A 22,833-nucleotide genomic window follows, 5' to 3' on the forward strand; every position below is an offset into this window, starting at 1 on the left:
TCATGGCCAAGAATCCGATGCGCTGGGTGCCCAGCCTGTACTTCACGCAGGGCATGCAGTTCTTCGTCGTGATGTACCTGGTGGCCTTCCCGTTGAAGAACCTGGGCGTCGCGAACGACCAGATCGCGCATTGGACCGGCCTGATCGGCACCGCCTGGGCCGTCAAGCCGCTGTGGAGCCCGTTTCTCGAACTGCTGAAGAGCAAGAAGACCATCGTCGTGGCGATGCAGTCGCTCGGCGCCATCGCGCTCGCGCTGATGGCGCTGAGCCTGCAGCTGCCTGGGTGGTTCGCGGCGGTGATCGCCGTGCTGTTCCTGGTGGCCTATGCCTCGGCCACGCATGACATCGCCTGCGACGGCCTCTACATGGCCTCGCTGGACAACCAGCGCCAGGCGGCCTATGCCGGCTGGCAGGGCGCCTTCTTCAACGGCGCGCGCTTCTTCATGATCGGCGTGGTGATGAAGGTGGCCGGCGCGCTGGAAGGGCCGATGGGCATCGCCAACGCCTGGTCGCTGGTGTTCGCCGGCCTGGCCGTGTTGCTGGCCAGCCTTGCCGGCTACAACGCCTGGGCCTTGCCCGGCCGGCTGAGCACCGAGCACAGCGAGCTGACGGCGGCCGGCATCTGGGCGACGACGCGCGAGATCATCGTCGAGTTCTTCCGCAAGCCGGGGATCTGGATCGCCGTGCTGTTCATCGTTCTGTTCCGCTTCGCCGAAGGGCAGGTGCAGACGATCGGCCCGCTGTTCCTGATCGAGGCGCGCGACAAGGGCGGCCTGGGCCTGACGACCAGCCAGGTCGCCGACGTCTACGGCTGGATCGGCAGCGGCGGCTTCCTGCTGGGCAGCATCATCGGCGGCTACTTCACCGCCTGGCTGGGCCTCAAGCGCGCGATGCCGGTGCTGATCATCGCCATGGGCGTACCCAACGTGACCTTCTGGTACCTCGCCAGCAGCCTGCCGTCAGACATGTGGCATGTGGGCGCGGCCGTGGGCATCGAGATGCTGGGCTACGGCTTCGGCTTCGTCGGCATGATCCTCTACATCATGCAGGCGGTGGCGCCTGGCAAGTACCAGACGGCGCACTACGCACTCGGCTCCGGCGTGATGCAGCTGGGCTTTATCTTCAGCAAGACGATCAGCGGCGACATCCAGCTGGCCATGGGCTACCAGCACTTCTTCGCCTGGACCATCGTCTGCGGCCTGCCGGTGCTGCTGCTGATGTTCTTCGTGCGCATGCCGGGCAAAGCGGCTGCGACCGAGGTCGCGACCGCATGAAGACGGTGTTGGCCGCGCTTCTGCTGGTACCCGCGCTGGCCGCGGCAGCGCCCGAGATCTTCTTTGACGACTTCAGCCAGCCCGACATCGCCGCCCTGCAGGCGAGCGGCTGGACCTTGCGCGACAAGGCTGGCCATCCCGGCATCGAAGGCGCGGCGTGGAGCCCGTCTGGCGTGTCGCTGCAGGGCGGCCTGCTGCGGCTGAGGGGCGAGACCGATGGCACGGGTGCCGGCACGCGCCAGGTCCAGCTGTGCCATCAGCGCAAGTACCTCGAAGGCACGTACGCCGCGCGCGTGCGCTTCAGCGACGCGCCGGTGTCCGGCGCCGACGGCGACCCGGTGATCCAGACCTTCTACGTCGTCAGCCCGCTGAAGCACGACTTCGATCCCGAGTTCAGCGAGCTCGACTGGGAATACCTGCCCAACGGCGGCTGGGGCAAGCCCGACACGCGGCTCTACGGCATCACCTGGCAGACGGTGCAGATGGACCCGTGGAACGCCTTCAACGCGGCGCACGAGGAAGTGCGCAGCCTGGCCGGCTGGCACACGCTGATGATGCAGGTCGGCGAGGGCCGCACGCGCTGGTTCATCGACGGCCGGCAGGTGGCCGAGCACGGCGGGCGGAACTATCCGGTCGTGCCGATGGCGATTGCGTTCAGCCTGTGGTTCTCGCCGGCGTCCGACGTGCCGAAGCCGCTGCCCGAGGGCGGCGCGCCGCGCGTCTACGAGGAGGACGTGGACTGGGTCTTCCATGCGCGCAACGCACGGCTGACGACGGCCGACGTGCAGGCGCAAGTGGCGGCCTATCGCAAGGGCGGCATCCCGAGGATCGATACGGTTCCGCCGGCCCAGCCGGCGCTGGAAAGCCGCTGCGATTTCTGAAAACCGAAAAGAAGAGGGGCGTCACGATGGCTTCCGTCAATTCCGCGCGCCTGGCCTCGGTCGACGCGCTGCGCGGCCTGGCCGTCGCCGGCATGCTGCTGGTCAACGACCCGGGCGACTGGGATCATGTCTACGCGCCGCTGGAGCACGCGGCCTGGAACGGCTGGACGCCGACGGATCTGATCTATCCCTTCTTCCTGTTCATCGTCGGCGTCTCGCTGTCGCTGGCGATGGGGGCGAAGCTCGAGGCGGGGCAGGGCGCGGCCTTGCGCGGCACGGTGCTGAAGCGCGGGCTGCGGATCCTGGTGCTGGGCCTGGTGCTGCACGCGCTGGCCTGGTGGCTGATGGACAAGACGGCGTTCCGCGTGCCTGGCGTGCTGCAGCGGATCGGACTGTGCTTCGCGCTGGCCGGGCTCGTCGCGACTCGTTGGCGCAGCCCCCGGGCACAGTGGCTGTGGATCGTGGCGCTGCTGCTGGGCTACGGCCTGCTGCTGAAGCTCGGCGGCCCGCTCGACAAGGCAGGCAACATCGCCAGCCGCATCGATGCGCGCATCTTCGGCCCGCACGGCTACGAGTGGGATCCGGCAACGGGCCTCGGGCATGACCCCGAGGGCCTGGTCGGCACGCTTGGTGCGCTGGCGACGACCTTGCTCGGTTGGCGCTGCGGTGAGGCCCTGCGACATCGCGCATTGGCGCGGTTGGCCGCGATCGGTGTCGGCTGCGCACTGCTCGGTTTGGGGCTCGATGCGACCGGCCTGATGCCGATCAACAAGAACCTGTGGACGCCTGCCTTCGTGCTGTGGACCGGCGGCCTCGGCGCGCTGGCCCTGCTGCTGGTGCACCGGCTGATCGACGTGCGCGGCTGGCCGGCCGTGGGTCGCAGTTTCGGCGTCAACGCGATCGCCGCCTACGCGGGTGCCTGGATGTGCACGGTGTTCCTCGAAGGCTTCGGCTGGATGGGGCCGGTGTACGCGCAAGGCTTCGGCTGGCTCGAGCCGCTGGTCGGCCCGTACGGCCGCTCGCTGGCCTTCGCCGTGGTGTTCGTCGCGGTCTGGTGGGTGATCGTAAAGCTGCTCGACGAACGGGGCATCTACATCAAGGTCTAAAGTCCCGGCCATGATCGAGGACCTCTTCCAGATCCGCATGCCACCGAACATCCAGTCGGTGCAGATCGGCGAGCACACCGTCGTGTTCATCGACGATTTCCTCGAGAACCCGCAGGCGCTGAAGGAGGCCGCCTGCCGCGCCGAGTTCACGCCCTATGCGCGCGTGCCCGAGCGCAAGGGCTATCCGGGACTGCGTGCCGACGTGCCCACCGCGTACTCGGCCGCGCTGACGGCGCTGATGGATCCGCTGATCCGGCTGAACTTCGGCGTGCCCGAGGCGCTGCCGCTGCGCAAGGCGGCCTGCGCGTTCTCGCTGACGACGACGCCGCCGGAGGCGTTGGGGCCGCTGCAGCGCACACCGCATTTCGATGCCAGCACGCCGAACCACATGGCGGTCCTGCTGTACCTGTGCGACGGCGAGCACGGCGGTACCGGCTTCTATCGCCACAAGGCCACCGGCCTGCAGCAGATCACCACCGACGGCCGCGAGCGCTTTCTGGACAGTTACTACGCCGAGCTGAACGCCCGGCCGCCGCAGCCGCGCTACTTCGACGATTCCGACGAGCACTTCGAGTTCCTGGGCATGATGCCGGCGCGCTTCAACCGGCTCGTCGTCTACCGTGGCAGCCTGCTCCATTCGGCGATCGTCGATCCGATGCGGGGCCTCAGCGCAGACCCGCGCCGCGGGCGGCTGACGGTCAATTCGTTCTACGACTTCTAAGCAAAAAGCCCGGCTTTCGCCGGGCTTCGGGTGGGGCAGCGTGTCCGTCAGAACTTCGCGGTCAGGCCCAGCATGTAGGTACGCTCGCCCTTGAATGACCATGCCGGGTAGCCGGCGCGCAGGGGGTCCTTGATGGCGGTGTCGTTGGCTGCGGCGGCACCGTACTGGATGTCGTCCTGCTTCGTGATGTTGTTGATCTCGAAGCTCAACGACAGGTTTTTCATGATGTTCCAGCCGAAGCTCGCGTCAAGCGTGCCGTAGCTGTCGTGCATGCGGTTGCCGTACCAGTAGGCGTTCTCGCGGATCATGTACTTCGAGCGCCAGTTGTAGGCCAGGCGTGCGGAGTAGGTCTGGTTTTCGTAGTAGCCCACCAGGTTGACGTTGTGCTTGGAGGACTGCGAGAAGATGCCCAGGTTGTCCAGGAAGCTGCCGGCCGGCGCCGTGCCGTCGGTGAAGGTGTAGTTCGCCGAAATGCCGAAACCGTTGTCGAAGGCGTTGTTGGCCTGCAGCTCCAGGCCTTGCAGGCGACCGCCGCCGGCGTTGACGTAGCTCTGCACCGTCCAGTTGTCCAGTTGCGACTTCGGATCGACCAAGCCGACCTTCTGGTTGGCCACGACGTTGGCCGTGATGAAGTTCTGGACGTCCTTGTTGAAGTAGGTCGCGGAGATGACGTTGCCACGGCCGTAGTAGTACTCGAGGCTCAGGTCTGCCTGGCTGGACTTCATCGGCTTCAGCGCGACATTGCCGATCGTCCAGGTCTCGTTGCCGACGCGGTCGTCGTTGTAGCCGGAGACCTGCAGGCCCAGCATGTTGGCGAAGTTCGGACGCGTGATCGCCTGTGAGGCCGCAAAGCGCAAGACCAGATCCTTGCGGAGGTCGAAGGCCACATTGAGGCTGGGCAGCACGTCGTTGTAGCTGCCCTTCTGGACGCTGAGTTTGGTGCTGCTGAAGCCGGTGTTGCCGGAATAGTCGCCGGTTGCGAGCGGCGTGCCATCGAAGGCGTAGCCCGTGCTCTTGGCATCGGTCGAGATGTAGCGCAGGCCGAAGTTGCCGCGCATGTTCTTCGCCTCGAAGTCAAACATGCCGTACACGGCCTTGTTCTTCTCGTTCAGCTCGGCGTAGCCGGAACGATCTTCGATCCAGCCGGTGATGTTCTTGTTGGTCGCCGCCATCATCGCGTCGATGTTCGGGCGCGGAATGGTCCAGCTGGCGACGCCGACGGTGCCGTCGAACAGCTTGGAGGTATCGGTCGGCGTGATCGTGCTTGCCCAGACCGGGCGGAAGGCGCGCTTTTCGAAGGTGTGGTCGGCCGCGCGGACGCCGGTCTTGAAGCTGGTGATCGCTCCCCAGTCGAGGTCGAAGGTGGCGTCGAACTGCGCGTAGTTCTCACGGTCCTTGTTCGGGCCCTGCGAGGTGGCCCAGGTCTGCGGGCTCATCTGCGAAGGCAGATTGGCGACCGTGAAGGACTGGTTGGAGGTCGGGTTGATCTGGATCTGGTGGCCGGTCGCGTCGATCGTGCCCTGCCAGGCCGGAATGGTCAGGCCAGCGTCGCCGGTGATGGTCTGGAAGTTGGCCGTCAGCGAGGTGCCGCCCTTGGCCTTGGTCGTGCCTGCGACGACGTCGAACTTGGCCGAGTCGTTCCTGAAGTGGCCGTCGAAAGTGGCGCTGTCCGAGGTCATCTGCGCCTGGCGGGCCCAGACCTGGAAGAACTGGGTCGGCAGCGGATTGGCCGCGGTGGTCGTGCTGTGGACGCACATGCCCGTCGGATTGAAGTCCGAGACCACGTCGGCATTCACCTTGTCGCAGTTCGGACCCTGGAAGATGTAGTCGCTGCTGTTCGAGTTGTTCGCAGCCAGCTTCAGGTGCAGCACGTTCAGGCCCAGCTCCATGTTCTGGGTGGGCTTGGCTTGCAGTGTCACGTTGACGGCGTCGCGCTTGCGATCCTGTACGAAGGCCGTGGGCTCGACGTCGGACGACCAGCGGTTGTCCGCCTCGACGCCGCGGCGGATGTAGGTGCCGTCCAGGTGGGCCGCGGCAATCAGCGCGCCGAAGGTCTTGGCTTCGTTCTTGAAGCTGTAGAGGCCGGAAATGTCCTTGTTGTTGTCGCTGATCGTGCCGGTGCCGTACTTGATGCTGACGAAACCGCTGTTGGCCGCCATGTCCAGCGGCTTGCGGGTCTTGACGATCACGGTGCCGCCGATGCCGCCTTCCGTCAGATCGGCCTGCTGCGACTTATAGACCTCCAGGCCGCCGATCAGCTCGGAAGGCAGCAGCGAGTAGTTGAACGAACGGTCGACGTCCTTCTGGTCATACCAGCCGGTGGAGGCGACGGTCTGGCCGTTCAAGGTCGTGTAGGTCATCTGCGGATCGGAGCCGCGGATCGACACTGTGGCGCCTTGGCCGAATTCGCGGCCAACGGACACGCCGGGAACGCGACCGAGCGATTGGCCTACGTCGGAGTCGGGCAGCTTGCCCACGTCTTCGGCCGAGATGGCGTCGACAACGGCGCTGGCATTCCTCTTGATCGTGGCGGCCGACTCCAGCGAGGCGCGAATGCCGGTCACGACCACCTGATCCAGCTCTTGCTTCTTCTCGCTACCGTTGTCTTGGGCCTGTGCGGCGAACGCCGCGGACAGCAGGGTCAGGGTCACCGCTGCTGCGATGGGGGTCTGCTTGACCTTCATGTTGATCTTCCTCTTAGGGCCTGGCGGCCGGTTAATGCTTCATCAGATGCCGGAGCGCCGCGCCAAAAGTGGCATGCGCCTGGTATCAGTCGTGACATCAAATACAACCAATGCCATGCCACTATACGACCGGCTAAATCCACTTAGCTACCAATTTGATGACCGTGTTTTCCCCTGTTGTGGCTGGTTTGCCACCGGAAAAGCGGCGAAATCTACGCGTAAACCCTGGTGCTCGGCTCGAAAAATGGGCGCCAGTCGAAATATTGGTAGCCAATTGGTATCTGTGGAGGCTGTTGTGTGCGCTGCGAGGGTGGTGGTGTCGACGATGCGCCGCGCTGCGGCTGACTGCAAAAAGTCTTACGCAGTGAAAAATTGCTGTGCTATAGTCACAGGCTCGCTTCGGAGAGGTGGCCGAGTGGTTAAAGGCAGCAGACTGTAAATCTGCCCGCTAACGCGTACGCTGGTTCGAATCCAGCCTTCTCCACCAAAGCGAACCGTTTTCTGAGATCGAGGCATCGGCTGTCCGGTGCCTCGATTCGCTAGAAGAGGGTGCAGGGCCTCCCAGGGCGGGAGTAGTTCAATGGTAGAACCTTAGCCTTCCAAGCTAATGACACGGGTTCGATTCCCGTTTCCCGCTCCAGCGGCAGTTTGTGTCGGTTTTATCGTCGTCGTTACGGATCTGCTGATTTGCAGGCGAGTCATCAGATCCGTGCCGATGCCCTTGTGGCTCAGTGGTAGAGCACTCCCTTGGTAAGGGAGAGGTCACGCGTTCGATCCGCGTCAAGGGCACCACCAATCTTCTTTTAGCAGGGCCGTGCTGGTCCGATCTGACCCTCGCAGGAGCGCAAGATGGCAAAAGGTAAATTTGAACGCACCAAGCCGCACGTGAACGTGGGCACGATTGGTCACGTTGACCATGGCAAGACGACGCTGACGGCGGCGATTGCGACGGTGCTGTCCAAGAAGTTCGGCGGCGAAGCCAAGGCCTACGACCAGATCGACGCGGCGCCGGAAGAAAAGGCACGCGGCATCACGATCAACACCGCGCACGTCGAGTACGAGACGGCCAACCGCCACTACGCGCACGTTGACTGCCCGGGCCACGCCGACTATGTGAAGAACATGATCACCGGCGCCGCCCAGATGGACGGCGCGATCCTGGTGTGCTCGGCCGCTGACGGCCCGATGCCCCAGACCCGCGAGCACATCCTGCTGGCTCGCCAGGTCGGCGTGAAGTACATCATCGTCTTCCTGAACAAGTGCGACATGGTCGACGACGCCGAGCTGCTCGAGCTGGTCGAAATGGAAGTGCGCGAGCTCCTGTCCAAGTACGACTTCCCCGGCGACGACACCCCGATCATCAAGGGTTCGGCCAAGCTGGCCCTGGAAGGCGACACCGGCGACCTGGGCGAGCAAGCCATCATGCGCCTGGCTGACGCCCTGGACACCTACATCCCCCAGCCGGACCGTGCCGTTGACGGCGCCTTCCTGCTGCCGGTCGAAGACGTGTTCTCGATCTCCGGCCGCGGCACCGTCGTGACCGGTCGCGTCGAGCGCGGCATCATCAAGGTCGGCGAAGAAATCGAAATCGTCGGCATCCGCGAAGTCCAGAAGACCACGGTCACGGGCGTCGAAATGTTCCGCAAGCTGCTGGACCAAGGTCAAGCAGGCGACAACGTCGGCATCCTGCTGCGCGGCACCAAGCGTGAAGACGTCGAGCGCGGCCAAGTGCTGGCCAAGCCCGGCACGATCAAGCCGCACACCCACTTCACCGCTGAGATCTACGTTCTGAGCAAGGAAGAGGGCGGCCGTCACACCCCGTTCTTCAACAACTACCGTCCCCAGTTCTACTTCCGCACGACGGACGTGACCGGTGCCGTGGAGCTGCCGAAGGACAAGGAAATGGTCATGCCCGGCGACAACGTCGGCATCACCGTGAAGCTGATCGCGCCGATCGCCATGGAGCAAGGCCTGCGCTTCGCCATCCGTGAAGGCGGTCGTACCGTCGGCTCGGGCGTCGTCGCCACCATCCTCGAGTAAACTGATTGTTTTTCGGCCGCAGGGGCATAGCTCAATTGGCAGAGCGTCGGTCTCCAAAACCGAAGGTTGGGGGTTCGAGACCCTCTGCCCCTGCCAACCGCCACTGATCATCTATCGCTGATCGAGGCAGTTGGAACAAAGGTCAAAGCATCGGCCCGCGGGAGTTCTCCCGGCGGGCTTTGCTGCTGGTGGGTGTGCCGCCAAAAGTGATTGTTGAAAAGTAAATGTCCAATCCTCAAGTTGAAACAGTGACGACGGGCGCCGACAAGGCCAAGCTCGGTGGCGCCGTGGTGCTGCTGATCGCGGGCCTGGTGGCGTTCTACGTGCTGGCCAAGCAGGGGCCGATTGCACAATGGGCCGCGTTGCTGGTGCTGCTGGCTGCTGCGGTGGCTGCGTTCTTCACGTCGGAGTCGGGCAAGTCCTTGATTGCCTACGCCCGCGACTCGATTCGCGAGGTGCGCAAGGTCGTCTGGCCGACCCACAAAGAGGCGCGGCAGATGACGCTTTACGTCTTTGCCTTCGTTTTCGTGATGGCGCTGTTCCTGTGGATCACGGACAAGACGCTCGAATGGGCTCTGTATGACCTGATCCTGGGCTGGACGCACTGAGGAACCCGACGATGAGCGAAGAGCAAATGACCGACATCGCTGGCGCCGCTGCTGCACCTGCCGCAGCAACGGGCCTGCCCAAGCGTTGGTACGTGGTGCATGCCTATTCGGGCATGGAGAAGGCCGTCGAGCGCAACCTGCGCGAGCGCATCGATCGCGCCCTCATGCAGGACAAGTTCGGCCGCATCCTGGTGCCGACCGAAGAAGTCGTCGAGCTCAAGAACGGCAAGAAGGCCGTGACCGAGCGCCGCTTCTTCCCGGGCTATGTGCTGGTCGAAATGTTCATGGACGACGAGTCCTGGCATCTGGTCAAGCACACCTCGAAGGTGACTGGTTTCGTCGGCGGCGCGAAGAATCGCCCGGCACCGATCTCGGAAGCCGAGGTGATGAAGATCGTGAACCAGATGCAGGAAGGCATCGAGAAGCCGCGGCCGAAGGTCGAATGGATCGTCGGCGAGGTCGTTCGCGTCAAGGAAGGCCCGTTCACCGACTTCAACGGCGCGATCGAGGAAGTCAACTACGACAAGTCCAAGGTCCGCGTTTCGGTCACGATCTTCGGTCGTGCGACTCCGGTCGAACTGGACTTCAATCAGGTTGAAAAGGTCTGATCAGCGCCTCGAGCTGATCCGTAGTCAGTCCGCAACGAGAGGCGGACAAGAGGAGCCAAGGTAAGCGGCGATGCCGTGATTCCAAGGCGCTAGTACTCAGGCATCAGTCACAGGCCGTGGCAGGTGCTTCTAGGAGAAATCATGGCCAAGAAAATTGTCGGCTTCATCAAGCTGCAAGTCGCCGCCGGCAAGGCGAATCCTTCGCCGCCGGTCGGTCCCGCGCTGGGTCAGCGCGGCCTGAACATCATGGAATTCTGCAAGGCGTTCAACGCCCAGACGCAGGGCCATGAGCCGGGCATGAAGCTGCCGGTGGTGATCACCGCCTTCGCGGACAAGAGCTTCACCTTCGTCATCAAGTCGGCTCCGGCAACGGCGCTGCTGAAGAAGGCTGCCAAGATCGAGAAGGGCTCGCAGCGCCCGCATCTGGACAAGGTCGGCAAGCTGACCCGCGCCCAGCTGGAAGAAATCGTCAAGACCAAGCAGAAGGATCTCACCGCTGCTGACCTGGACGCTGGCGTTCGCACGATCGCCGGTTCGGCCCGCTCGATGGGCATCATCGTGGAGGGTGTCTGAAATGGCTAAGCTGACGAAGAAGCAAAAGGCTCTGGCCGGCAAGGTCGAGTCGATCAAGCTGTACGGCCTGACCGAAGCGCTGGACCTGGTGAAGAGCCTGGCTACCGCCAAGTTCGACGAGTCCATCGATGTGTCCGTGCAACTGGGCATCGATGCCAAGAAGTCGGACCAGGTCGTTCGCGGCGCTGTCGTGATGCCCAACGGCACCGGCAAGACCAAGCGCGTGGCCGTGTTCGCCCAAGGCGCCAAGGCTGAAGAAGCCAAGGCCGCCGGCGCTGATGTGGTCGGTATGGAAGACCTGGCCGAGCGCGTCAAGGCTGGCGACATGCCTTTCGACGTGGTCATCGCCTCGCCCGACACGATGCGTATCGTGGGTACCCTGGGTCAGATCCTGGGCCCGCGCGGCCTGATGCCGAACCCGAAGGTCGGCACCGTGACCCCGGACGTCGCCACCGCCGTCAAGAACGCCAAGGCTGGTCAAGTCCAGTTCCGCGTCGACAAGGCCGGCATCATCCACGGCACGCTGGGCCGCCGCTCGTTCGACACGGACAAGCTGGAAGGCAACCTGCGCGCGCTGATCGAAGCGCTGAACAAGGCCAAGCCGGCTTCGAGCAAGGGTGTCTACCTGCGCAAGGTCGCCGTGTCCTCGACGATGGGCGTTGGCGCTCGCGTCGACATCTCGTCGATCAACGCTCAAGCTGCGGCTTAAGCGAAACATTCAGTTTGAGGTACGCCGAGAGTCTGGCGGCGTGCCGATGAATTGGTGGGGCGCGGAAATCGAAAGGTTTCCGTGCGTCATCCAAGACCGCTGGCGTGTCCGCTCCTCAGTCTGAGGGCGACGCTTAATCAGAGAACTCGCAACAGTTCTCCAGTCAGCGCAGATGGCGGTCCCGCTGTGAAGGTTTTCCTGAACAGAAGGTCGCTGAATCCCGGTGCTCGACGGTTCGCAAGATCCTGAGAGCGTAATGTGAGGAGTAGACCTTGAGTCTTAATCGCAACGAGAAAGCAGCCGTTGTCTCGGACGTGGCGGCGCAAGCTGCCAAGGCCCAGACGCTGGCGTTGGCTGAATATCGTGGCCTCACCGTGGAAGCCTTGAACAAGCTGCGCGTCGACGCACGTTCCAAGGGTGTCTATCTTCACGTGCTGAAGAACACCCTGGCACGTCGCGCCGTCGCCGGCACGCCGTTCGAGGCTGCCTCGGAAGCCATGGTCGGCCCGCTGATCTACGGTTTTTCGGAAGACGCTGTCGCGGCTGCCAAAGTCATCGCTGACTTTGCCAAGACCAACGACAAGCTCGTCATCAAGGGTGGTGCCTACGGTGGCAAGGCTCTGGACGTCAATGGCGTGAAGGCTCTGGCCTCCGTCCCGTCCAAGGAAGTCCTGCTGTCGCAGATCGCTGGCCTGCTCAAGTCGCCGGTGCAACGCACCGCGGCCGTGCTGGCAGCCCTGGCTCAGCAACGTGGTGGCGGCGCCGAAGCGGCAGCCGAAGCCCCGGCTGCGGCCTGATCGACGAACACGCGTTAGTTATCACGCACCCAATCTGTATTTAGGAAACACATCATGGCATTCGACAAAGACGCATTCCTGACCGCCCTGGACAGCATGACCGTTCTGGAACTGAACGATCTGGTCAAGGCAATCGAAGAGAAGTTCGGCGTGTCCGCCGCTTCCATGGCTGCTCCCGCCGCTGGCGGCGCTGGCGGCGGCGCTGCTGCTGCTGCTGAAGAGAAGACCGAATTCAACGTCGTGCTGACCGAAGCCGGCGCTCAGAAGGTCTCGGTCATCAAGGCCGTGCGCGAAATCACCGGCCTGGGCCTCAAGGAAGCCAAGGACCTGGTGGACGGCGCTCCGAAGAACGTCAAGGAAGGCGTGTCCAAGGCTGACGGCGAAGCCGCCGTCAAGAAGCTGGTGGAAGCCGGCGCCAAGGCCGAACTGAAGTAAGGACTTGGGGAGCCCGTCAGGGCTCCGCAATGCTGAAGGGGTGGTCCGCAAGGACCTCCCCTTTCATCGTTTTAGTGGTTTGCTAGTTTCAATGCGGGTTTTTCCCCTTGAGACCACTTGAAAGAGCCGTTGCGGTATCATGCACGGTTCTTTCAAGTGTTCTCTGATCCGACTGCAGGGAACCGGTTTGGTCGGACCTGGTGCAATGCCAAGGTTGTCCGCCAGCGGTTGGTAGTGGCCAACCACCAAACACATCGGGCCGCCCGCTCTGGGCGATTCGAGCAGCCAGTCGCCGACGAAGCTCATCCCACGGCCAGGGAGGGGCTCTCGACACGGAGTGTTTATGGCGCAAACGACCCCCTACAGCTACACCGAGCGCAAGCGGATCCGCAAGAGCTTCGGCAAGCGCGCGAGCGTGCTCAACGTTCCCTATCTGCTGACCATGCAGAAGGAATCGTACGTTGCCTTCCTGCAGAAGGACGTACCCCCGGCGAAGCGCAAGCCCGAAGGCTTGCAGGCCGCTTTCCTGTCCGCGTTCCCGATCGTCTCGCACAACGGGTTCGTGGAAATGAAATTCCTCGAATTCAACATCGCGAAGCCGCCGTTTGACACCCGTGAGTGCCAGCAGCGCGGCCTGACCTATGCGGCCGCCGTTCGTGCGCGCCTGCAGATGATCATCTATGACCGTGAGTCGGCCCAGGCCAAGACGGTCAAGGAAATCAAGGAGCAAGAGGTCTACATGGGCGAAGTGCCTCTGATGACCGACTACGGCTCCTTCATCGTCAACGGCACCGAGCGCGTCATCGTCTCGCAGCTGCACCGCTCGCCCGGCGTGTTCTTTGAGCACGACAAGGGCAAGACCCACTCGTCCGGCAAGCTGCTGTTCAGCGCCCGCATCATTCCCTATCGCGGCTCCTGGCTGGACTTCGAGTTCGACCCGAAGGACATCCTGTATTTCCGCGTCGACCGTCGCCGCAAGATGCCGGTCACGATCCTGCTGAAGGCCATTGGCCTGAACCCCGAGCAGATCCTGGCGCACTTCTTCGTCTTCGACAATTTCCGTCTGATGGACGCCGGCGCGCAGATGGAATTCGTCGCCGACCGCCTGAAGGGCGAAGTCGCTCGCTTCGACATCACCGACAAGTCGGGCAATGTCATCGTCGAGAAGGACAAGCGCATCACCGCCCGCCACACGCGTCAGCTGGAGCAGTCCGGCACGCAGTACGTGACGGTGCCAGAAGACTTCCTGGTCGGCCGCGTGCTGGCCAAGAACATGGTCGACGGCGACACCGGCGAGATCATCGCCAAGGCCAATGACGAGCTGACCGACTCGCTGCTGAAGAAGCTGCGCCAGGCCGGCATCAAGGACATCCAGTGCCTGTTCACGAACGAGCTGGATGAAGGTGCCTACATCAGCCAGACCCTGTCGACGGATGAAACCGCCGACCAGCTGGCCGCTCGCGTCGCCATCTACCGCATGATGCGCCCCGGCGAGCCGCCGACGGAAGACGCCGTCGAGGCCCTGTTCAACCGCCTGTTCTACAGCGAAGACACGTACGACCTGTCGCGCGTGGGCCGCATGAAGTTCAATGCCCGCGTGGGCCGCGACACGCCGGAAGGCGCGATGGTGCTGTCCAACGAGGACATCCTTGACGTTGTCAAGATCCTCGTCGAGCTGCGCAACGGCCGCGGCGAAGTCGATGACATCGACCACCTGGGCAACCGCCGCGTGCGTTGCGTGGGCGAACTGGCCGAGAACCAGTACCGTTCGGGCCTCGCCCGGATCGAGAAGGCCGTCAAGGAACGTCTGGGCCAGGCCGAGACCGAAGCCCTGATGCCGCACGACCTGATCAACTCCAAGCCGATCTCCGCGGCGTTGAAGGAGTTCTTCGGTGCGTCGCAGCTGTCGCAGTTCATGGACCAGACCAACCCGCTGTCGGAGATCACGCACAAGCGTCGCGTTTCCGCACTGGGCCCGGGCGGTCTGACCCGCGAGCGCGCCGGCTTCGAAGTCCGCGACGTGCACCCGACCCACTACGGCCGCGTCTGCCCGATCGAAACGCCGGAAGGCCCGAACATCGGTCTGATCAACTCGCTGGCCCTGTACGCGCAGCTGAACGAGTACGGCTTCCTCGAGACGCCGTACCGTCGCGTCGTCGACGGCAAGGTGACCGACCAGATCGATTACCTGTCCGCCATCGAAGAAGGCAAGTACGTGATCGCGCAGGCGAATGCGTCGCTGAACGACGGCGGCCAACTGGTCGACGAGCTGGTGTCCGCCCGTGAAAACGGCGAATCGGTGCTGACCTCGCCCGAGCGCATCCAGTACATGGACGTGGCGCCGACGCAGATCGTTTCCGTCGCGGCCTCGCTGGTGCCGTTCCTCGAGCACGACGACGCAAACCGCGCGCTGATGGGCGCCAACATGCAGCGTCAGGCCGTGCCGGTGCTGCGTCCCGAGAAGGCTTTCGTGGGCACGGGCGTCGAGCGCGTGGCTGCGAAGGACTCGGGCACGGTCGTCACGGCCCGTCGTGGCGGTGTGGTCGACTACGTGGACACGAACCGCATCGTGATCCGCGTGAACGACAACGAGACCGTGGCCGGCGAAGTCGGCGTGGACATCTACAACCTGATCAAGTATCAGCGTTCGAACCAGAACACGAACATCCACCAGCGTCCGATCGTCAAGCGCGGCGACAAGGTGTCCTCCGAGGACATCATTGCCGACGGCGCCTCGACCGACATCGGCGAACTGGCCCTGGGCCAGAACATGCTGGTCGCGTTCATGCCCTGGAACGGCTACAACTTCGAAGACTCGATCCTGATCAGCGAACGCGTGATCGCCGAAGACCGCTACACCTCGATCCACATCGAGGAACTTGTGGTCAACGCGCGTGACACCAAGCTGGGCTCCGAGGAAATCACCCGCGACATCCCGAACCTGTCCGAGCAGCAACTGGGCCGCCTGGACGAGTCCGGCATCGTCTACATCGGTGCCGAGGTGAATCCGGGCGACGTGCTGGTGGGCAAGGTCACGCCGAAGGGCGAGACCACGCTGACGCCGGAAGAGAAGCTGCTGCGCGCCATCTTCGGCGAGAAGGCTTCGGACGTGAAGGATACCTCGCTGCGCGTCGACCAAGGCACGCAGGGCACCGTCATCGACGTGCAGGTGTTCACTCGCGAAGGCATCCAGCGCGACAAGCGCGCCCAGCAGATCATTGACGACGAGCTGAAGCGCTTCCGCCTGGACCTGAACGACCAGCTGCGCATCGTCGAAGCCGACGCCTTCGACCGTATCGAGAAGCTGCTGATCGGCAAGGTCGCCAACGGCGGCCCGCAGAAGATCGCCAAGGGCACGACGATCACGAAGGACTACCTGTCCGGCGTCGAGAAGTTCCACTGGTTCGACATCCGTCCGGCCGAGGACGACGTGGCCAACCAGCTCGAATCGATCAAGAACTCGCTGGAGCAGACGCGTCACTCGTTCGACCTCGCCTTCGAAGAGAAGCGCAAGAAGCTGACGCAGGGCGACGAGCTGCCGGCAGGCGTGCTGAAGATGGTCAAGGTCTACCTGGCCGTCAAGCGCCGCCTGCAGCCGGGCGACAAGATGGCCGGCCGTCACGGCAACAAGGGTGTGGTGTCCAAGGTCGTTCCGATCGAAGACATGCCCTACATGGCCGACGGCACGCCGGCGGACATCGTGCTGAACCCGCTGGGCGTTCCTTCGCGGATGAACGTCGGTCAGGTGCTGGAAGTTCACCTGGGCTGGGCCGGCAAGGGCATTGGCCAGCGCATCGGTGACATGCTGCAGCAGCACGCTGCGGTGAGCGAGCTGCGCAAGTTCCTGGACGAGCTGTACAACCAGAACGGTGGCAAGACCGAGAACGTCGACGAGCTCAGCGACAAGGAAGTCGTCGAGATGGCCCAGAACCTGGCCAAGGGCGTGCCCTTCGCCACGCCGGTCTTCGACGGTGCCAAGGAAGAAGAAATCCGCGGCATGCTGAAGCTGGCCTACCCGGACGACATCAAGGCACGCAAGGGCCTGACCGACACCCGCACGCAGGCCTATCTGCATGACGGCCGCACCGGCGAGGCGTTCGAGCGCCCCGTCACCGTCGGCTACATGCACGTGCTGAAGCTGCACCACTTGGTGGACGACAAGATGCACGCCCGCTCGACCGGCCCGTACTCGCTCGTCACCCAGCAGCCGCTGGGCGGCAAGGCGCAGTTCGGCGGCCAGCGTTTCGGTGAGATGGAAGTGTGGGCGCTGGAAGCTTATGGCGCCTCCTACATCCTGCAGGAAATGCTGACTGTGAAGTCCGACGACGTGAACGGCCGCACCAAGGTGTACGAGTCCATCGTCAAGGGTGAGCACGCGATCGAAGCCGGCATGCCGGAGTCGTTCAACGTGCTGGTCAAGGAAATTCGTTCGCTCGGTATCGACATCGAGCTCGAGCGCAACTAATCAGGAACAGGAGAAACACACATGAAGGGTTTGCTGGACCTGTTCAAGCAGTTCACCCCTGATGAGCATTTCGATGCCATCAAGATCGGCCTCGCTTCGCCGGAGAAGATCCGCAGCTGGTCGTTCGGTGAGGTGAAGAAGCCTGAGACCATCAACTACCGTACGTTCAAGCCCGAGCGTGACGGCCTGTTCTGCGCCAAGATCTTCGGCCCGATCAAGGACTACGAGTGCCTGTGCGGCAAGTACAAGCGCCTGAAGCACCGCGGCGTGATCTGCGAGAAGTGCGGCGTCGAAGTGACCCAGACCAAGGTCCGCCGTGACCGCATGGGCCACATCGACCTGGCTGCGCCTTGCGCGCACATCTGGTTCCTGAAGTCGCTGCCGTCGCGTCTGGGCCTTGTGCTCGACATGACGCTGCGCGACATCGAACGCGTGCTGTACTTCGAGGCGTACGTCGTCGTCGATCCGGGCATGACCCCGCTGAAGAAGTTCTCGATCATGACCGAGGACGACTACGACGCGAAGCGCGTCGAGTTCGGTGACGAGTTCATCGCGCTGATGGGCGCCGAAGGCATCCAGAAGCTGCTGGCCGAGATGGATCTCGACATCGAGATCGACAAGCTGCGCAACGACATGACCGGCTCCGAGCTGAAGGTCAAGAAGAACTCCAAGCGCCTGAAGGTGATGGAAGCCTTCAAGAAGTCGGGCATCAAGCCGAGCTGGATGGTCATGGACGTGCTGCCCGTGCTGCCGCCGGACCTGCGTCCGCTGGTGCCGCTGGACGGTGGCCGCTTCGCGACCTCCGACCTGAACGACCTGTATCGCCGCGTCATCAACCGCAACAACCGTCTGGCCCGCCTGCTCGAGCTGAAGGCTCCTGAGATCATCGTGCGCAACGAAAAGCGCATGCTGCAGGAAGCCGTCGACTCGCTGCTGGACAACGGCCGCCGCGGCAAGGCGATGACCGGCGCGAACAAGCGTGCCCTCAAGTCGCTGGCCGACATGATCAAGGGCAAGAGCGGTCGCTTCCGTCAGAATCTGCTGGGCAAGCGCGTCGACTATTCCGGCCGTTCGGTGATTACCGTCGGCCCGACGCTGAAGCTGCACCAGTGCGGCTTGCCGAAGCTGATGGCGCTGGAGCTGTTCAAGCCCTTCATCTTCTCGCGTCTCGAAGCCATGGGCATCGCGACGACGATCAAGGCTGCCAAGAAGGAAGTCGAAGCCGGCACGCCGGTGGTCTGGGACATCCTGGAAGAGGTCATCAAGGAGCATCCGGTTCTGCTGAACCGCGCGCCGACGCTGCACCGTCTGGGCATCCAGGCCTTCGAGCCCGTGCTGATCGAAGGCAAGGCGATCCAGCTGCACCCGCTGGTCTGCGCGGCCTTCAACGCCGACTTCGACGGTGACCAGATGGCCGTCCACGTGCCGCTGTCGATCGAAGCGCAGATGGAAGCCCGCACGCTGATGCTGGCCTCCAACAACGTGCTGTTCCCGGCTTCGGGCGAGCCGTCCATCGTCCCGTCGCAAGACGTGGTGCTGGGCCTGTACTACGCCACCCGCGAGCGCACCAACGGCCGCGGCGAAGGCATGATCTTCTCGGACATCCCCGAGATGATCCGCGCGCTGGAGAACGGCGCCGTCGAGATCACGGCCAAGATCAGCATCCGCCTGGTCGAGTACAGCAAGGGCGCTGACGGTGAATGGGTCCCCGAGACCAAGCTCGTCGACACGACCGTCGGCCGTGCGTTGCTGTCCGAGATCCTGCCCAAGGGCCTGCCCTTCAGCAACATCAACAAGGCGCTGAAGAAGAAGGAAATCTCGCGACTGATCAACACCTCGTTCCGCAAGTGCGGTCTGAAGGAAACGGTGGTGCTGGCCGACAAGCTGCTGCAAAGCGGTTTCAAGCTCGCCACCCGCGCCGGCATCTCGATCGCCATCGACGACATGCTGGTGCCCAAGCAGAAGCACGAGCTGATCGAGCGCGCCGAGAAGGAAGTCAAGGAGATCGAGCAGCAGTACATCTCGGGTCTCGTGACCGCCGGCGAGCGCTACAACAAGGTCGTCGACATCTGGGGCAAGACCGGTGACGAGGTGGGCAAGGTCATGATGACCCAGCTCTCCAAGCAGAAGACGATCGACCGCCACGGCAAGGAAGTGGATCAGGAGTCCTTCAACTCCATCTACATGATGGCCGACTCGGGCGCGCGGGGTTCCGCTGCCCAGATCCGCCAGCTCGCCGGTATGCGGGGCCTGATGGCCAAGCCGGACGGCTCGATCATCGAGACGCCCATCACGGCGAACTTCCGCGAAGGCCTGAACGTTCTGCAGTACTTCATCTCCACCCACGGTGCTCGTAAGGGCCTGGCGGACACGGCGCTGAAGACCGCGAACTCCGGCTACCTGACCCGTCGTCTGGTCGACGTGACGCAGGATCTGGTCGTGACCGAGGACGATTGCGGCACCGACAACGGCATCGCGATGCGCGCGCTGGTCGAAGGTGGTGAAGTGATCGAATCGCTGCGCGATCGCGTGCTCGGCCGCGTCACCGCGATCGACGTGCTGCACCCCGAGACGCAGACCACCGTCGTCGAAGCCGGCCGCATGCTGGACGAAGACACGCTGGACATGCTGGAGCAGGCCGGTGTCGACGAGATCAAGGTCCGTACGCCGCTGACCTGCGCCACGCGCTTCGGCCTCTGCGCCAAGTGCTATGGCCGCGATCTGGGCCGTGGCGGTCTGGTGAACACCGGTGAGGCCGTGGGCGTGATCGCCGCGCAGTCGATCGGTGAGCCGGGCACGCAGCTGACGATGCGGACCTTCCACATCGGCGGTGCGGCTTCGCGTGCAGCGATCGCTTCGAGCGTCGATGCCAAGTCGGACGGCAATATCGGCTTCAACGCCACGATGCGCTACGTGACGAACGGCAAGGGCGAGCTGGTGGTGATTTCGCGTTCCGGCGAAATCGTCATCTCCGACCCGCACGGCCGCGAGCGCGAGCGTCACAAGGTGCCGTACGGCGCGATCCTGGCCATCAAGGCCGACCAGACCATCAAGGCTGGTACGGTCCTGGCGAACTGGGACCCGCTGACCCGGCCGATCATCACCGAGTTCGCCGGCCGCGCCACCTTCGAGAACGTCGAAGAAGGCGTGACGGTGGCCAAGCAGGTGGACGAAGTGACCGGCCTGTCGACGCTGGTGGTCATCGACCCGAAGCGCCGCGGCGCCGCCAAGGTCATCCGCCCGCAGGTCAAGCTGCTGGATGCCAACGGCAACGAGGTGAAGATCCCCGGTACCGACCACTCGGTGACGATCGGCTTCCCGGTCGGCTCGCTGATCCAGGTGCGTGACGGTCAGGACCTCGCTCCGGGCGAAGTGCTGGCGCGTATCCCGATCGAAGGCCAGAAGACTCGTGACATTACCGGCGGTCTGCCGCGTGTGGCCGAGCTGTTCGAAGCCCGTTCGCCTAAGGACGTCGGCGTGCTGGCCGAGCAGACCGGCACGGTCTCGTTCGGCAAGGAGACGAAGGGCAAGGTTCGCCTGGAGATCACCGATCCGGATGGCAAGAAGCACGAAGAGCTGGTGCCGAAGGAAAAGAACATCCTGGTGCACGAAGGCCAGGTGGTGAACCGGGGCGAGCTGATCGTCGACGGCGCGGCGGATCCGCAGGACATCCTGCGCCTGCTGGGCATCGAGGAACTGGCGCGCTACATCGTCGACGAAGTGCAGGACGTGTACCGTCTGCAGGGCGTGAAGATCAACGACAAGCACATCGAGGTGATCGTTCGCCAGATGCTGCGTCGCGTGGTGATCACGAACCCGGGCGATACGCACTACATCCTGAACGAGCAGGTCGAGCGTTCGGAGCTGCTGGACACCAACGACCGCATGCGCAAGGAAGGCAAGCTGATTGCCACCCATGCCGACGTGCTGCTGGGTATCACCAAGGCTTCGCTGTCGACCGATTCCTTCATCTCGGCCGCTTCCTTCCAGGAAACGACCCGCGTGCTCACCGAGGCTGCCATCATGGGCAAGCGCGACGAGCTGCGTGGCTTGAAGGAAAACGTCATCGTCGGTCGCCTGATCCCCGCCGGTACCGGCATGGCCTTCCACCAGGCACGCCGTGTCAAGGAAGAGATGGACGACGCCGAGCGCCGCGCCATCGCCATCCAGGAAGCCGAGGAACTCGCGGCAGCTCAGATGGCCAGCATCGACTCGGGCGACGCTGCTGCCGAATAAGCGGTTCGCGCGTCACGCAGAGGCCACCTTCGGGTGGCCTTTTTCATGCCTGTTATGTCTGTTGCGTCTTCAGCCAGGCTTCCGGCGTGCCGATCTGCAGACCGGCAAGTCGGGCCCGTTTTGCGAGCGCCAGGACGGCCCGGTCGCGGGAGATCAGCCAGGCGGCTTGTTCGGCGATGGCCAGGTCGATGAATTTCTGGTCGTCCTTGTCCCGGCAGACCAGGCGCACGGCCGGCGCCGGCTCGTGCTCGACCATCTCGCAGTGCTCGGCAAAGGCCTGCTCGATCAGTGCCAGGTTCGGGCCGTAGGCGGCGGCCACGCCGCGGCCGAGCACGTGCTTCAGCTCGTCCAGCATCGCTGGGCGGCCGATCCAGCGGAGCCGGCCGGCCCGCAGTGCCGCAACCAGTGGGCGGGCGCGAGCGTCGTCGAACACCAGCCAATCCATCACGACCTGGGTGTCGATAACGATGCGGGAAGGCGGTGGAAGCTCGGGCATGGGCGCGCAGGATACTGCGAAATCGCCAGGCAGCTTGCGCGTTAACCCCCATCCGTCCTACAATCGCGGGCTCTCCTGCCGGCAGAGGTGCGTCCATTCGCGCCTTTACTGTCTCAGTGCCGCCGCCGAGCCCCTCCGGGCAAGCCAGGAGCAGTGTGATTTCAAACGGGAACAAGTCACTTATGCCAACTATCAACCAGTTGGTGCGCCACGGCCGCGAAGCCGAGGTCACCAAATCCAAGTCGCCGGCAATGCAGAATTGCCCGCAGCGCCGCGGCGTCTGCACCCGCGTCTACACCACGACTCCGAAGAAGCCGAATTCGGCTCTGCGTAAGGTCGCCAAGGTGCGTCTGACCAACGGTTTCGAGGTTATCTCGTACATCGGCGGTGAAGGCCACAACCTGCAAGAGCACAGCGTCGTGCTGGTGCGCGGCGGTCGTGTGAAGGACTTGCCCGGTGTGCGTTACCACATCGTGCGCGGTTCGCTTGACCTGCAAGGCGTCAAGGATCGCAAGCAGTCGCGTTCGAAGTACGGCGCCAAGCGTCCGAAGAACAGCAAGTAATCCAAGGTTTGTCTGGTTCCGGCGCATTGCCGAGACCACGATGTTTTTGCGGTTCACAGCAACCGAGTAAGTGGATGGCCCCACAAAAGCAGGTGGTCATCCAGGGCCAGGGCCCAAAGCCCGAGCCAACTGAAGCAGAAGGAAGATTCCCATGCCACGTCGTCGCGAAGTACCCAAGCGCGAAATCCTGCCGGATCCGAAGTTCGGCAACGTCGATCTGTCCAAGTTCATGAACGTCATCATGGAATCGGGCAAGAAGGCCGTTGCAGAGCGCATCATTTACGGCGCCCTCGAGCAGATCGAGAAGAAGGCCGGCAAGGATCCGCTGGAAGTGTTCATCGTTGCACTGAACAACGTGAAGCCGATGGTCGAAGTGAAGTCCCGCCGTGTTGGCGGTGCGAACTACCAAGTTCCCGTGGAAGTTCGTCCCGTCCGCCGGATGGCTCTGGCCATGCGCTGGCTGAAGGAATCGGCACGCAAGCGCGGTGAGAAGTCGATGGCCCAGCGCCTCGCCAACGAGCTGATGGAAGCCTCGGAAGGCCGTGGCGGCGCCATGAAGAAGCGCGACGAAGTGCACCGCATGGCCGAGGCCAACAAGGCCTTCTCGCACTTCCGCTTCTAAACTCACTCGTTTCAG

At 63.6% G+C, this 22,833-nt stretch carries 17 protein-coding genes and 4 tRNA genes; 19 read left to right on the top strand and 2 right to left on the bottom strand.

Annotated features, from left to right (window positions below; genetic code table 11):
- Nucleotides 1-2: 2 nt before the first annotated feature.
- Genes SNE35_RS11585 through SNE35_RS11600 form a run of 4 tightly spaced genes read left to right on the top strand, consistent with a single transcriptional unit; the run spans nt 3 to nt 3,982 of the window.
- Complete coding sequence (locus SNE35_RS11585) at nt 3-1,274, top strand: MFS transporter (protein ID WP_320423055.1); 1,272 nt, start codon at nt 3-5, stop codon at nt 1,272-1,274.
- Nucleotides 1,271-2,155 (top strand): glycoside hydrolase family 16 protein, encoded by an 885-nt coding sequence (locus tag SNE35_RS11590; protein ID WP_320423056.1) that lies wholly within the window; start codon nt 1,271-1,273, stop codon nt 2,153-2,155. Before SNE35_RS11585 ends, SNE35_RS11590 begins: the two co-directional genes overlap by 4 nt.
- Nucleotides 2,156-2,181: 26 nt before the next feature.
- On the top strand, nt 2,182-3,261 hold the full coding sequence (locus tag SNE35_RS11595) for an acyltransferase family protein (protein ID WP_320423057.1): 1,080 nt from the start codon (nt 2,182-2,184) through the stop codon (nt 3,259-3,261).
- A gap of 10 nt (nt 3,262-3,271) precedes the next feature.
- Complete coding sequence (locus SNE35_RS11600; protein ID WP_320423058.1) at nt 3,272-3,982, top strand: DUF6445 family protein; 711 nt, start codon at nt 3,272-3,274, stop codon at nt 3,980-3,982.
- 47 nt (nt 3,983-4,029) lie between these two features.
- On the opposite strand, the gene SNE35_RS11605 is transcribed toward SNE35_RS11600, so the two are convergent.
- On the bottom strand, nt 4,030-6,666 hold the full coding sequence (locus SNE35_RS11605) for a TonB-dependent receptor (protein ID WP_320423059.1): 2,637 nt from the start codon (nt 6,664-6,666) through the stop codon (nt 4,030-4,032).
- Between the two features lie 401 nt (nt 6,667-7,067).
- On the opposite strand from SNE35_RS11605, the gene SNE35_RS11610 reads away from it, so the two are divergent.
- The 13 genes from SNE35_RS11610 (at nt 7,068) to rpoC (ending at nt 21,137) form a co-directional block, all read left to right on the top strand.
- Nucleotides 7,068-7,153: transfer RNA gene (locus SNE35_RS11610), tRNA-Tyr, on the top strand.
- 79 nt (nt 7,154-7,232) lie between these two features.
- Nucleotides 7,233-7,306, top strand: a tRNA-Gly gene (locus SNE35_RS11615).
- Nucleotides 7,307-7,383: 77 nt separating this feature from the next.
- Nucleotides 7,384-7,458 (top strand) — tRNA-Thr (locus tag SNE35_RS11620).
- A 57-nt stretch (nt 7,459-7,515) separates the two neighbouring features.
- Entirely contained in the window at nt 7,516-8,706 is a 1,191-nt protein-coding gene (gene tuf / locus SNE35_RS11625; RefSeq protein ID WP_320423060.1) for an elongation factor Tu, read from the top strand.
- Nucleotides 8,707-8,726: 20 nt separating this feature from the next.
- Nucleotides 8,727-8,802: transfer RNA gene (locus tag SNE35_RS11630), tRNA-Trp, on the top strand.
- Nucleotides 8,803-8,930: 128 nt separating this feature from the next.
- Nucleotides 8,931-9,314 (top strand): preprotein translocase subunit SecE, encoded by a 384-nt coding sequence (secE, locus tag SNE35_RS11635; protein ID WP_320423061.1) that lies wholly within the window; start codon nt 8,931-8,933, stop codon nt 9,312-9,314.
- Between the two features lie 11 nt (nt 9,315-9,325).
- Nucleotides 9,326-9,922 (top strand): transcription termination/antitermination protein NusG, encoded by a 597-nt coding sequence (nusG, locus tag SNE35_RS11640; RefSeq protein WP_431312734.1) that lies wholly within the window; start codon nt 9,326-9,328, stop codon nt 9,920-9,922.
- 141 nt (nt 9,923-10,063) lie between these two features.
- Nucleotides 10,064-10,495: a 50S ribosomal protein L11 gene (rplK, locus tag SNE35_RS11645; RefSeq protein ID WP_320423062.1), complete on the top strand. Its 432-nt coding sequence runs from the start codon at nt 10,064-10,066 to the stop codon at nt 10,493-10,495.
- 1 nt (nt 10,496) lies between these two features.
- Entirely contained in the window at nt 10,497-11,204 is a 708-nt protein-coding gene (rplA, locus tag SNE35_RS11650; RefSeq protein ID WP_320423063.1) for a 50S ribosomal protein L1, read from the top strand.
- A gap of 272 nt (nt 11,205-11,476) precedes the next feature.
- Nucleotides 11,477-12,001 carry a 50S ribosomal protein L10 gene (gene rplJ / locus SNE35_RS11655; protein WP_320423064.1) on the top strand — a complete coding sequence of 175 codons (525 nt, stop codon included), beginning with the start codon at nt 11,477-11,479 and terminating at the stop codon, nt 11,999-12,001.
- A gap of 54 nt (nt 12,002-12,055) precedes the next feature.
- A complete protein-coding gene (rplL, locus tag SNE35_RS11660; RefSeq protein ID WP_320423065.1) occupies nt 12,056-12,436 on the top strand; it encodes a 50S ribosomal protein L7/L12 in 381 nt (126 codons plus the stop codon).
- A 343-nt stretch (nt 12,437-12,779) separates the two neighbouring features.
- Nucleotides 12,780-16,901 carry a DNA-directed RNA polymerase subunit beta gene (gene rpoB / locus SNE35_RS11665; RefSeq protein ID WP_320423066.1) on the top strand — a complete coding sequence of 1,374 codons (4,122 nt, stop codon included), beginning with the start codon at nt 12,780-12,782 and terminating at the stop codon, nt 16,899-16,901.
- Nucleotides 16,902-16,922: 21 nt separating this feature from the next.
- Entirely contained in the window at nt 16,923-21,137 is a 4,215-nt protein-coding gene (gene rpoC / locus SNE35_RS11670; protein WP_320423067.1) for a DNA-directed RNA polymerase subunit beta', read from the top strand.
- A 52-nt stretch (nt 21,138-21,189) separates the two neighbouring features.
- Here rpoC and SNE35_RS11675 read toward each other — a convergent pair whose 3' ends face one another.
- Complete coding sequence (locus tag SNE35_RS11675; protein WP_320423068.1) at nt 21,190-21,633, bottom strand: putative toxin-antitoxin system toxin component, PIN family; 444 nt, start codon at nt 21,631-21,633, stop codon at nt 21,190-21,192.
- A 182-nt stretch (nt 21,634-21,815) separates the two neighbouring features.
- On the opposite strand from SNE35_RS11675, the gene rpsL reads away from it, so the two are divergent.
- Nucleotides 21,816-22,196, top strand: coding sequence for a 30S ribosomal protein S12 (gene rpsL / locus SNE35_RS11680; RefSeq protein WP_077036609.1), 381 nt, complete (start codon nt 21,816-21,818; stop codon nt 22,194-22,196).
- A gap of 151 nt (nt 22,197-22,347) precedes the next feature.
- A complete protein-coding gene (gene rpsG, locus SNE35_RS11685) occupies nt 22,348-22,818 on the top strand; it encodes a 30S ribosomal protein S7 (protein WP_320423069.1) in 471 nt (156 codons plus the stop codon).
- Nucleotides 22,819-22,833 lie beyond the last annotated feature (15 nt).

It is taken from the genome of Roseateles agri (assembly GCF_034043675.1).
Classification (GTDB): domain Bacteria; phylum Pseudomonadota; class Gammaproteobacteria; order Burkholderiales; family Burkholderiaceae_C; genus KK5.